Origin of the sequence: Pseudomonas gebzensis (assembly GCF_034427815.1) — a bacterium.
GTDB lineage: Bacteria > Pseudomonadota > Gammaproteobacteria > Pseudomonadales > Pseudomonadaceae > Aquipseudomonas.
Genome location: NZ_JAXQNS010000005.1, coordinates 1 through 12231 on the forward strand (window position 1 = coordinate 1; position 12231 = coordinate 12231).

At 60.1% G+C, this 12231-nt stretch carries 11 protein-coding genes; 9 read left to right on the plus strand and 2 right to left on the minus strand.

Going from position 1 to position 12231, the window contains the following annotated elements; all coding sequences use genetic code 11:
• Positions 1-118: 118 nt before the first annotated feature.
• Genes SJI00_RS10830 through SJI00_RS10840 form a run of 3 tightly spaced genes read left to right on the plus strand, consistent with a single transcriptional unit; the run spans position 119 to position 3681 of the window.
• Entirely contained in the window at positions 119-778 is a 660-nt protein-coding gene (locus tag SJI00_RS10830; protein WP_322461722.1) for a paraquat-inducible protein A, read from the plus strand.
• On the plus strand, positions 765-1388 hold the full coding sequence (locus tag SJI00_RS10835) for a paraquat-inducible protein A (protein ID WP_322461723.1): 624 nt from the start codon (positions 765-767) through the stop codon (positions 1386-1388). The genes SJI00_RS10830 and SJI00_RS10835 overlap by 14 nt, the downstream gene beginning before the upstream one ends.
• Positions 1381-3681 carry a PqiB family protein gene (locus SJI00_RS10840; RefSeq protein WP_322461724.1) on the plus strand — a complete coding sequence of 767 codons (2301 nt, stop codon included), beginning with the start codon at positions 1381-1383 and terminating at the stop codon, positions 3679-3681. Before SJI00_RS10835 ends, SJI00_RS10840 begins: the two co-directional genes overlap by 8 nt.
• A 113-nt stretch (positions 3682-3794) precedes the next feature.
• Here SJI00_RS10840 and rpsT read toward each other — a convergent pair whose 3' ends face one another.
• A complete protein-coding gene (rpsT, locus tag SJI00_RS10845; RefSeq protein ID WP_312936055.1) occupies positions 3795-4073 on the minus strand; it encodes a 30S ribosomal protein S20 in 279 nt (92 codons plus the stop codon).
• A gap of 252 nt (positions 4074-4325) precedes the next feature.
• On the opposite strand from rpsT, the gene murJ reads away from it, so the two are divergent.
• The 6 genes from murJ to ispH all read left to right on the plus strand — a co-directional run bounded on the left by murJ (position 4326) and on the right by ispH (position 11667).
• Entirely contained in the window at positions 4326-5864 is a 1539-nt protein-coding gene (gene murJ, locus SJI00_RS10850) for a murein biosynthesis integral membrane protein MurJ (protein ID WP_322461725.1), read from the plus strand.
• 118 nt (positions 5865-5982) lie between these two features.
• Positions 5983-6933 carry a bifunctional riboflavin kinase/FAD synthetase gene (gene ribF / locus SJI00_RS10855; protein ID WP_322461726.1) on the plus strand — a complete coding sequence of 317 codons (951 nt, stop codon included), beginning with the start codon at positions 5983-5985 and terminating at the stop codon, positions 6931-6933.
• Positions 6930-9767 carry an isoleucine--tRNA ligase gene (gene ileS, locus SJI00_RS10860; RefSeq protein WP_322461727.1) on the plus strand — a complete coding sequence of 946 codons (2838 nt, stop codon included), beginning with the start codon at positions 6930-6932 and terminating at the stop codon, positions 9765-9767. The genes ribF and ileS overlap by 4 nt, the downstream gene beginning before the upstream one ends.
• On the plus strand, positions 9760-10275 hold the full coding sequence (gene lspA / locus SJI00_RS10865) for a signal peptidase II (protein ID WP_322461728.1): 516 nt from the start codon (positions 9760-9762) through the stop codon (positions 10273-10275). The genes ileS and lspA overlap by 8 nt, the downstream gene beginning before the upstream one ends.
• Positions 10268-10705, plus strand: a complete 438-nt coding sequence (fkpB, locus tag SJI00_RS10870; protein WP_322461729.1) for an FKBP-type peptidyl-prolyl cis-trans isomerase — start codon at positions 10268-10270, stop codon at positions 10703-10705. Before lspA ends, fkpB begins: the two co-directional genes overlap by 8 nt.
• 14 nt (positions 10706-10719) lie before the next feature.
• Positions 10720-11667, plus strand: coding sequence for a 4-hydroxy-3-methylbut-2-enyl diphosphate reductase (ispH, locus tag SJI00_RS10875; protein ID WP_322461730.1), 948 nt, complete (start codon positions 10720-10722; stop codon positions 11665-11667).
• Here the strand turns inward: ispH and SJI00_RS10880 are convergent, their stop codons facing one another.
• A complete protein-coding gene (locus SJI00_RS10880; RefSeq protein ID WP_322461731.1) occupies positions 11668-12156 on the minus strand; it encodes a GspH/FimT family protein in 489 nt (162 codons plus the stop codon).
• Between the last annotated feature and the right edge of the window lie 75 nt (positions 12157-12231).

Genomic DNA, 12231 nt, shown 5'->3' on the forward strand with positions numbered 1-12231 from the left:
CACGCAGGTAGGGGTTTTGTCTTTGGGCGGCGTTTATCCGTTAGCCAGAGGGAGTCATTTCCCCCTAGGCGTGTTCTGAGCATTACAATGGTGCCGACCCACTCCTCAGAAGCTGACCATGCCTGACTCCGCTGATCCGCAACCGCTGCAAGGCCTGCCGTTGGGTGAGCTCGATGCCTGCCATGAGTGCGATCTGTTGATGCGCAAACCTGTGCTGAAACAGAACGAAAAGGCGCAATGTCCCCGTTGTGGTTACGAGTTGTATGCGCATCGACACAACGTTGTGAGTCGCAGCCTGGCGCTGGTGATCACTGCTCTGGTGCTCTTCATCCCCGCCAACTTTCTGCCCATCATGCAGCTCCATCTCTTGGGGCAGACCTCCTATGACACGGTATGGAGCGGAGTGGCAGGTCTGTATGAGTCCGATATGCGTGGCATCGCAGCAGTCGTCTTTCTGTGCAGCATGGCGATTCCGCTACTCAAGCTCGTGTGTCAGCTGCTCGTGCTGCTAAGCATCCGTTTTGATGTAGGCCGCAGCTACGGTCTTTTCATCTACCGGATCTACCACCATGTGCGTGATTGGGGAATGCTCGAGGTGTACTTGATGGGCGTGTTGGTAGCGATCGTGAAGTTGGTGGACATGGCGCAGCTGACCGTCGGCCTGGGGTTGGCCTGTTTTGTGGCGTTATTGCTAGTCCAGGTGTGGTTGGAGGTGGTGATGTCACCTCATCAGGTCTGGGTCGCGCTTTCCGGAGAGGACGTTCATGCGGGCGATTGATGCAGGTATTGTGGTGTGCAACGAGTGCCATCAGCTCAACCGCAGGTGCGAAAACGCGCGCGTTCAGGCGTGTACGCGTTGCGGTGCGGTCGTGCATGATCGGCGTCCCAACAGCATCGTTCGAACCTGGGCGTTGCTGTTCACTGCGATGATTCTGTATATACCCGCCAACCTGTTGCCGATCATGACGGTCAGTAGCTTGGGGCAGGGTACGCCCGATACCATCATGTCCGGCGTCATTACCTTGATGAAGCACGGTATGGTGCCTATCGCCGGGGTCGTGTTCGTGGCGAGTATTCTAGTGCCGACCTTCAAGTTGATTGGTATCGCCTTGCTGCTGTATTCAGTACAGCGCCATCAGCCCTTGTCTGCGCGGCAACGGATCTGGATGTACCGCTTCATCGAATTCATAGGACGCTGGTCGATGCTGGACATCTTCGTCATCGCCATTCTGGTAGCAGTGGTGAATTTCGGGCGTATTGCCAGTGTCGAAGCGAATCTAGGCGCTGTTGCTTTTGCGACAGTAGTAATCCTGACCATGTTTGCAGCGTTAACTTTCGATCCCCGACTGATCTGGGATAACACGGAGTCGGATGACGACCATGAGTGACTTGCCCACGGCTAAAACCCGCCCTGCTTCAAACTGGTCGGCCATTTGGATTCTCCCGCTCATCGCACTTTTCATCGGTGGCTGGTTGGCCTTTCAGGCCTACCGTGACGCTGGCGTCGAGGTCGAAGTTCGCTTCAAGACAGGCGAAGGTATCGTCGCCAATAAAACAGAGGTGATGTACAAAGGCATGTCGGTGGGCAAGGTCAAGTCTCTGGTGCTTGACGATGAAGGCCGCAACACCGGGGTGATTGCTACCATCGAGATGAACCGGGCCGCGCAGGATCACCTGACCACGGGTACACGGTTCTGGCTGGTCAAACCCAGCGTGACCATTGCTGGTATTTCCGGCTTGGAAACCTTGGTCTCCGGCAACTATATCGCCATAGATCCTGGCAAGGGGGAGGCCGCCAAGCGTTTCACCGCGCTTTCGGAGGCGCCGCCGTTATCGGATAACGAACCTGGGCTGCATCTGACGCTCAAGGCTGAACGGCTGGGTTCGCTCAATCGTGACAGTCCAGTGTTCTATAAGCAGATCCAGGTAGGTCGGGTAAAGAGCTATCGACTGTCCGAAGATCAGGATCTGGTCGAAATCAAAGTATTCATCCAGCCGGCTTACGCCAATCTGGTGCGCAAACATACGCGGTTCTGGAACGCGAGTGGGGTCAGCATCAATGCTGATCTATCGGGTGTAAAAGTCCGCACCGAATCTCTAGCCAGCATCGTTGCAGGTGGGATTGCGTTCGCCACGCCCGAGCATCGCAAAGACAGCCCGCCAACCGACCCCAATTTGCCCTTCCGGCTCTACGAAGACTTCGACGCCGCTCAGGCGGGGATCCGCATCAAACTCAAGCTCAGTGACTTTGAAGGCCTGCAGGCGGGTCGCACCCCAGTGATGTACAAGGGCATTCAGGTCGGATCGCTGAAGACGCTGAAGATCGAAGAAGATTTGTCCAGCGCCATTGCCGAATTGACCATGGACCCGCTGGCTGAGGATTTCCTGGTAGCGGGGACACAGTTCTGGGTAGTTAAGCCGTCGATCTCACTGGCAGGTATCACCGGCCTGGAAGCGCTGGTCAAAGGTAACTACATAGCGATTCGCCCTGGGGACAAAGGGGCGGCTCCATTACGAGAGTTCGAGGCTCGGGCCAAAGCGCCGCCGCTGGATCTGAAGGCGCCGGGCTTGCACCTGGTGCTGTTTGCCGACCGCCTGGGTTCGGTCGAGGTGGGTAGCCCTGTCATGTATCGCCAAGTGAAGGTGGGCAACGTGCAGAGCTACCAGTTCGCCCGTGACAGCAAACGGATTCTCATTGGTGTACACATCGAGAAAGAGTACGAAAATCTGGTCAATGGCTCTACGCGCTTTTGGAACTCGAGCGGCATCACGCTTACCGGTGGTTTGTCCGGTATCAAGGTCCAGAGTGAGTCCTTGCAGACGCTGCTGGCGGGTGGCATCACGTTCGATACGCCACAGGCCAACGTGAAATTGAAAAGACGTATCCCGCGTTTTCAGTTGCACGAAAGCCAGGAAGCGGCCAATCGCGCAGGCACATTGATCACTATTCGGGTAGACAGGGCTGATGGTCTCAAGCCGGGTACATCGATTCGCTTCCGTGGGTTGGAAGTCGGGAATATCGAGAGTGTCGACCTCACCGCTGATCTGCAGGCGGTCTTGTTGCGCGCTCGCATCACCGAGGTGCCCGAGCGTATCGCAAGGGCAGGCACGCAGTTCTGGGTGGTCAAGCCGGCATTGGGTCTGGTGCGTACCGAGAACCTGGATACGCTGATCAGCGGTCAGTACCTGGAAGTCAAACCTGCCGCGAGAGTGCAAGCGCCTCAGCGCGACTTCATTGCCCTCGCGGCGGCTCCCGAGGTAACCGAGCCTGAAACGGGCTTGCCCTTGACGTTGAGTGCCGCCCGCCGTGGTTCGATCAAGCCCGGTGTGCCGGTGACCTATCGAGAGGTCACGGTAGGCAAAGTGACCGGCTATGAACTAGGCCAGAGCGCTGACCGTGTACTGATCCACGTGCTGATCGAGCCCAAATATGCATCGCTGGTAAGGGGGGGGAGTCGGTTCTGGAACAGCAGTGGGTTTGGCGTTGATTGGGGATTGCTCAAGGGCGTGAGCTTGCGCACTGAGTCGGTAGAAACCTTGATCGATGGTGGAATCGCATTTGCCACCCCTGAAGGCGATCAGATGGGTAACCCTGCGCGGCCCAAGCAGACCTTCGCGTTGTTCGACAAACCGGATGACCAATGGCTGGAATGGGCGCCTAAGATCCCGTTGGCTAAATAAGCCATGCACACTATGGTCGGACTGCGCGGTCTGACTGTGGTGGCTCAACGTGCTAATTCGCAGGCAACAAAAAACCGACCCTAAGGTCGGTTTTTTATGAACAAGTGCTTCGCTTAAGCAGCAGCGACTTCTTTCAGCGCCTTGATGTGCGCATTCAGACGGCCTTTATGGCGAGCAGCTTTGTTCTTGTGGATGATGCCTTTATCGGCCATACGGTCGATGACGGGCACAGCCAGGGTGTAAGCCGATTGTGCTTTTTCGGCATCTTTAGCGTCGATGGCCTTAACTACGTTTTTGATGTAGGTACGGACCATGGAACGCAGGCTGGCGTTGTGGCTGCGACGCTTCTCAGCCTGTTTTGCACGTTTCTTGGCGGAAGGTGAGTTGGCCACCGTCGAGCTCCTCGAAAGACTTTTTGGATAAATGACAAGCAAATAAGGCCGCGAATCATGCCGATGAGTTCATCGGTTGTCAAGGCCATATGCAGGGCTCCGCTGAGTGGCAAGGGTACGGAAGGAGTGGATTCCATTCTGCGCCGCTACCTGTAAACTCGGGAAATTTAGCTCCCCTGCGAAGAGCGCGGGAGTATCGCACATTCGAGCGCCAACTGGCAGCGCTCCTCGTCCCTTGGCGCAAACTTTTCCATGAACCTGCTCAGATCTCTGGCTGCGGTCAGTTCCATCACCATGATTTCCCGTGTCCTGGGCTTTGTTCGCGACACCATCCTGGCACGTGTATTCGGTGCAGGCGTCGCGACCGATGCCTTTTTCATCGCTTTCAAGCTGCCCAACCTGTTGCGCCGAATTTTTGCCGAGGGTGCATTCTCGCAGGCCTTCGTGCCCATCCTTGCGGAATACAAGACGCAGCAGGGCGAAGAAGCCACGCGGACCTTCATCGCCTATGTCAGCGGGCTGCTGACGCTGGTCCTGGCAGTGGTGACCGTACTGGGCATCCTGGCGGCGCCCTGGGTCGTGTGGGTCACCGCGCCAGGCTTTGTCGACAGTGCTGAGAAATACGAGCTGACCAGCGCGCTATTGCGCGTGACGTTTCCTTATATATTGCTGATCTCGCTGTCGTCGCTGGTGGGGGCGATCCTCAATACCTGGAACCGCTTCTCGGTGCCGGCGTTCACGCCGACCTTGCTAAACGTGGCGATGATCATCTTTGCGCTGTTCCTCACGCCCTATTTCGATCCGCCGATCATGGCGTTGGGCTGGGGCGTACTGGCGGGCGGTCTGGCGCAGCTGCTGTATCAGTTGCCGGCGCTCAGGCGCATCGGCATGTTGGTTCTACCGCGGCTCAACCTGCGCGACAGTGGCGTCTGGCGCGTGCTGCGGCAGATGCTGCCCGCGATTCTCGGGGTATCGGTCAGTCAGATTTCCCTGATCATCAACACGATCTTTGCGTCGTTCCTGGTTGCAGGGTCGGTGTCGTGGATGTATTACGCCGACCGCTTGATGGAGTTGCCTTCCGGGGTGCTGGGTGTCGCGCTGGGCACTATTCTGCTGCCGACCTTGGCCAAGACCTATGCCAATCGCGACCGTCAGGAATACTCGCGTATCCTCGACTGGGGCCTGCGCCTGTGCTTCCTGCTGGTGCTGCCGTGCACGCTGGCGCTGGCCATTCTTGCCGAACCGCTGACAGTCACGCTCTTCCAATATGGCAAGTTCACCGCGTTCGATGCGGCCATGACTCAACGGGCCCTGGTGGCGTACTCCATCGGCCTGCTGGCGATTATCCTGGTGAAGGTGCTGGCGCCAGGCTTTTATGCGCAGCAGAACATTCGCACCCCGGTGAAGATCGCCATCTTCACCCTCATATCCACTCAACTGCTGAACCTGGTGCTGATCGGGCCGTTCAAGCATGCGGGGCTGGCCCTGGCCATCAGTATCGGTGCTTGCCTCAATGCCGGCCTGCTGTACTGGCGATTGCGTCGTCTCGAGCTGTTCGAGCCGCAACCAGGCTGGGCAGGCTTTCTGGCCAAGCTGGTGGTCGCAGTGCTATTGATGTCTGGCGTACTGCTGCTGGGCATGCATTACATGCCGGCCTGGGCGCAAGGTGACATGCTGGAACGATTCCTACGCTTGGGCGGGCTGATTCTCGCTGGCGTAGTGACTTACTTCGGCTGCTTATTACTGTGTGGACTACGCCCGGCTCAATTTGCCCGCAAGTCGCTGCATTGATGCGCTGTGAGCGCCAGGCGTCGGTTTTCTTTCAGCAATGCCACAGCCGGACACTGCTGCCTGTCGTCAGCGCCCGGGTGTGGTTATAATCGACCACTTTATGAGCAAGAAGCGCGCTATGCAGCTGGTCCGAGGTCTTCACAACCTGCGCCCTGAGCATCGGGGCTGTGTCGCCACCATTGGCAATTTCGACGGGGTCCACCGCGGCCACCAGGCGATCCTGGCGCGTCTGCGTGAGCGCGGACAGGCGCTGGGCCTGCCCACCTGCGTCGTGATATTCGAGCCACAGCCACGCGAATACTTTGCCCCCGACACAGCCCCGGCGCGGCTTGCGCGTTTGCGCGACAAGATCGAGCTGTTGGCCGATGAGGGCGTCGATCAAGTCCTGTGCCTGGCGTTCAACCAGCACCTGAGTACCCTCAGCGCCAGCGAATTCGTCGATGCGATCATGGTCAACGGTCTGCAGGTACGGCATCTGGAGGTCGGCGACGATTTCCGTTTCGGTTGCGACCGGGCCGGGGATTTCGCTTATCTGACCGACGCCGGACGGCGCCACGGCTTTACCGTCGAGGCCGCACAGACCGTCATGCAGGAGGGGCTGCGTGTCAGCAGCACCCAGGTTCGCAAAGCGTTGGCCGAGGGCGGCTTTGCCTTGGCCGAACACCTTCTCGGACGGCCTTATCGTATCTGCGGTCGCGTGCTTCACGGCCAAAAGCTGGCCCGCCAGCTCGGCACGCCCACTGCCAATGTCCAGCTCAAGCGCCGCCGGGTACCGCTGTCGGGGGTATACCTCACCAGTGCCGAGATCGACGGCCAGCGCTGGCCCGGTATCGCCAATATCGGCGTACGCCCCAGCGTGGCGGGTGATGGTCGACCGCACCTGGAGATCCATCTGCTGGACTACACAGGCGATCTCTACGACCAACGCCTGGCCGTGCAATTTCATCACAAGCTGCGTGAAGAGCAGCGTTTTGCCTCGCTGGAGGCGCTCAAGTCGGCGATCGACGCGGACATCGCCGCCGCACGTGCCCATTGGCACGCTCAACCGCTAACCAAGAGCCTGAAATGACCGACTACAAAGCCACGCTAAACCTACCGGACACCGCCTTCCCCATGAAGGCCGGCCTGCCTCAGCGCGAACCGCAGATTCTGCAGCGCTGGGACAGCATTGGCCTGTACCGGAAGCTGCGCGAGATTGGCAAGGATCGTCCGAAGTTCGTCCTGCACGACGGTCCTCCCTATGCCAACGGCAAGATTCACATCGGTCATGCGCTGAACAAGATTCTCAAGGACATGATCATCCGCTCCAAGACCCTGTCCGGTTTCGATGCGCCGTACGTGCCGGGTTGGGACTGCCATGGGCTGCCGATCGAGCACAAGGTCGAGGTCACCCACGGCAAGCACCTGTCTGCCGACCGGACCCGCGAGCTGTGCCGCGAGTATGCTGCCGAGCAGATCGAGGGGCAGAAGACCGAGTTCATCCGTCTGGGTGTGCTGGGGGAGTGGGACAACCCCTACAAGACCATGAACTTTGCCAACGAGGCCGGGGAAATCCGTGCCCTGGCCGAGATGGTCAAGCAGGGTTTCGTGTTCAAGGGCCTCAAACCCGTGAACTGGTGCTTCGATTGCGGCTCGGCGCTGGCTGAAGCCGAAGTCGAGTACGCCGACAAGCAGTCCCAGACCCTCGATGTGGCGTTCCCCATCGACCCGGCCGATGCCGCCAAGCTGGCATCCGCCTTTGGCCTGGCCGAGCTGCCCAAGCCTGCGGCCATGGTGATCTGGACCACTACGCCATGGACCATCCCGGCCAACCAGGGCCTGAGCGTGCACGCTGACTTCACCTATGCCCTGGTCGACATCGGTGATCGTCTGCTGGTATTGGCAGAAGAGCTGGTGCACGCCTGCCTGCAGCGCTACGGCCGCGAAGGCACCGTCATCGCCACCGCCAAAGGCGCTTCGCTTGAGCTGATCAATTTCCGTCACCCGTTCTACGATCGTCAGTCGCCGGTGTACCTGGCCGACTACGTCGAACTGGGCGCGGGCACCGGGATCGTGCACACCTCGCCGTCCTATGGCGAAGACGACTTCATCACCTGCAAGCGTTATGGCATGCACAACGATGAAATCCTCACGCCCGTGCAAAGCAATGGCGTATACGCGCCGTCGCTGGAGTTCTTCGGGGGCCAGTTCGTGTTCAAGGTCGGCCCGGCGATCATCGACAAACTGCGTGAAGTCGATGCCCTGCTGCACACCGAAACCATCACCCACAGCTATATGCATTGCTGGCGTCACAAGAGCCCGCTGATCTACCGCGCCACCGCGCAGTGGTTCGTCGGCATGGACAAGCAGCCCAGCACCGGCACGCCGCTGCGTGAGCGGGCGCTGGCTGCCATCGAGCAGACCAAGTTCGTCCCGGCATGGGGGCAGGCGCGCCTGCACTCGATGATCGCCACGCGCCCTGACTGGTGCATCTCGCGCCAGCGCAACTGGGGCGTGCCCATTCCGTTCTTCCTCGACAAGCAGACCGGTGAGCTGCACCCACGCACCGTAGAGCTGATGGAAGAAGTGGCCAAGCGCGTCGAGCAAGCCGGTATCGAAGCCTGGTTCAAACTGGACGCCGCCGACCTGCTGGGCAGCGAAGCCGACCAGTACGACAAGATCACCGACACCCTGGACGTCTGGTTCGATTCCGGTACCACGCACTGGCACGTGCTGCGCGGCTCCCATGACATCGGTCATGCCACCGGCCCGCGCGCTGACCTTTACCTGGAAGGTTCCGACCAGCACCGTGGGTGGTTCCACTCATCCTTGCTGACCGGTTGCGCCATCGATGGTCATGCACCGTACCGCGAGCTGCTGACCCACGGCTTCACCGTGGACGAGAACGGCCGCAAGATGTCCAAGTCGCTGGGCAATACCATCGAGCCGCAGAAGGTCAACGACACCCTGGGTGCCGACATCATGCGCTTGTGGGTGTCGGCCACCGACTACTCGGGTGAGATGGCCGTCTCCGAGCAGATCCTCCAGCGTAGCGCCGACGCCTACCGACGTATTCGCAACACCGCGCGTTTCCTGCTTTCCAACCTGTCGGGTTTCGACCCTGCACGTGACCTGCTGCCTGCCCAAGACATGCTGGCGCTGGATCGCTGGGCCGTGGACCGTACCCTGTTGCTGCAGCGCGAGTTGCAGGAGCACTACGGCGAATACCGCTTCTGGAACGTCTACTCGAAGATTCACAACTTCTGCGTGCAGGAGCTGGGCGGCTTCTACCTCGACATCATCAAGGACCGCCAGTACACCACCGGCGCCAACAGTGTCGCGCGCCGCTCGTGCCAGACCGCGCTGTACCATATCAGTGAAGCGCTGGTGCGCTGGATCGCGCCGATCCTGGCGTTCACCGCCGACGAGCTGTGGCAGTACCTGCCGGGCGAGCGTAACGAGTCGGTCATGCTCAACACCTGGTACGAAGGCCTGTCCGAGCTGCCGGAAGGTTTCGAGCTGGATCGTGCCTACTGGGACCGCGTGATGGCGGTCAAGGCGGCGGTCAACAAGGAGCTGGAGAACCAGCGTGCGGCCAAGGTCATTGGCGGCAACCTGCAGGCCGAAGTCACGTTGTTCGCCGAAGACGCTGTTGCAGCGGATCTGGGCAAGCTGGGTGATGAGTTGCGCTTTGTGCTGATTACCTCCGCCGCCAGTGTTGCGCCGTTTGCCCAGGCCCCTGCCGAGGCAGTGGCAACCGAAGTCGAAGGCTTGAAGCTGACGGTGGTCAAGTCCGGCTACACCAAGTGTGGCCGTTGCTGGCACTTCCGCGCAGACGTCGGCAGCCACCCGGAGCACCCGGAAATCTGCAGTCGTTGTGTCGACAACCTGTGTGGCTCGGGCGAGGTACGTCACTATGCCTAACCCCAACACAGGGCGGTTCGGGCGCCTGGCCTGGTTGTGGCTGACCTTGGCGGTCCTGGTCCTGGACCAGGCCACCAAGCTCTATTTTGACAGTGCCCTGGCCGATGGCCGTGAGATCAGCGTGATCCCCGGGCTGCTCAGCTGGCTGCTGGCCTATAACACCGGTGCTGCGTTCAGCTTCCTCTCCGACAGCGCCGGCTGGCAGCGTTGGCTGTTCGCGGCAATCGCCGTCGTGGTCAGCGGCATCCTGGTGGTCTGGCTCAAGCGCCTGGGGCGCAGCGACACCTGGCTGGCCATCGCTCTGGCGCTGGTGCTGGGTGGCGCACTGGGCAATCTCTACGATCGCATTGCCCATGGCCACGTGATCGATTTCATCTTCGTGCACTGGCAGGACGCCTGGCGTTTCCCGGTCTTTAACCTGGCAGACTGCGCGATCTGCATCGGTGCAGTGATGCTGGCGCTGGATATGTTCAAGAGCAAGAAGTCCGAGGAGCCTGTCCATGACTGAGACCCGCATCAGCCAGAACACCGAAGTTACGCTGAATTTTGCCTTGCACCTGGAAAACGGCGACACGGTCGACAGCACCTTCAACAAGACCCCGGCCACTTTCAAAGTGGGTGATGGCAGCCTGCTGCCAGGTTTTGAAATGGCGCTGTTCGGCTTCAAGGCCGGCGATCGACGCACCCTCACGATCGCGCCGGAAAACGCCTTCGGTCAGCCCAATCCGCAGAATGTGCAGGTCATGCCACGCTCGCAATTCAGTGACATGGAGCTGTCCGATGGGTTGCTGGTCATTTTCAATGATGCCGCCAACGCCGAGCTACCGGGTGTGGTCAAGGCATTCGACGACCAGCAGGTGACGATTGATTTCAATCATCCACTGGCTGGCAAGATCCTGAACTTCGAGGTGGAAATCCTCGAGGTGAAGGCCCTCTAAGGCTGGAGCCGAGCATGCAAATCAAACTCGCCAACCCCCGCGGCTTCTGTGCCGGGGTCGATCGGGCGATAGAGATCGTCAACCGTGCCCTCGAGGTTTTCGGTCCACCGATCTATGTGCGCCATGAAGTGGTGCACAACAAGTTCGTGGTCGAAGATTTGCGTAGCCGCGGCGCGGTGTTCGTTGAAGAACTCGATCAGGTGCCGAACGATGTCATCGTCATCTTCAGTGCCCACGGCGTCTCGCAGGCCGTGCGTCAGGAGGCTGAAGGCCGCGGCTTGAAAGTGTTCGACGCGACGTGCCCGCTGGTGACCAAGGTGCACATCGAGGTGGCCAAGTACAGCCGGGACGGCCGTGAGTGCATTCTGATCGGCCATGAAGGTCATCCGGAAGTCGAAGGCACCATGGGGCAGTACGATGCCAGCAATGGTGGCGCCATCTACCTCGTCGAAGACGAAGATGACGTCGCGCAGTTGCAGGTGCGTGATCCTCAGAACCTGGCCTTCGTGACCCAGACCACGTTGTCGATGGACGACACCAGTCGCGTCATCGACGCGCTGCGCACGCGCTTCCCCGCGATCGGCGGGCCGCGCAAGGACGACATCTGCTACGCCACCCAGAACCGTCAGGATGCGGTGAAGCAGCTGGCCGATGAAAGCGATGTGGTGCTGGTGGTCGGCAGCCCCAACAGCTCGAACTCCAATCGCCTGCGCGAATTGGCAGAGCGCATGGGCACGCCGGCCTACCTGATCGACGGCGCCGAAGACCTGCAGCAGAGCTGGTTCGACGGTGTCGCGCGGATCGGAATCACCGCCGGGGCCTCGGCACCTGAGGTACTGGTGCGGGGCGTTATCGACCAGCTCAAGGCCTGGGGTGCAACCCCCGCTCAGGAGCTCGATGGGCGTGCGGAGAACGTTACGTTCTCCATGCCCAAAGAGTTGCGCGTCAAGTCACTGCTCTGATCATGGCGTCACTGCGCATCTGGGCTCGGGCTGAGCCTGGGTGCGCAGACTGATGCGACCTCTGCTGGCAATCACCACTTGGTGTGCGCTGACCGCCTGACCCTGCGGGCACACATGCAGCGTCGCCGCATACAACGCAGCCCCCCGGCCCAGTGGCACGCCCAGTGCGCTGAACGTCACCTGGCTGCCGCCATTGCTGACGATTTTCAACGGCTGCCCTGGCCGATGCTCGCGCAGCAGCTGCTCTTCCCCCAGCACGTGCCAGCCGTGCGACCAGTCTTGATTGATTGCCCTGACCTGAACGGGCTGCTCCAGCAGCACGGCCTGGTTGCGCGCGTAGCGCAAGGCCTGAGCGAGTTCGCGGGCTGTAGCGGCCAGGTGTAAATCAGTCCTGATGCCTGTGTAGGCCGGTACGCCAAGCTGTGTAAGCACACCGACCAACGCCAGCGCCAAGAGCACTTGAATCAGTGTTGCGCCGTGTTGCTTCACCGTGCTTTTCCTCAGACCCGTGCTTTTCTTCAGCATCGCGCTTGGCGGGCATTGCGTCAGTCGGGGCAAGTAGCG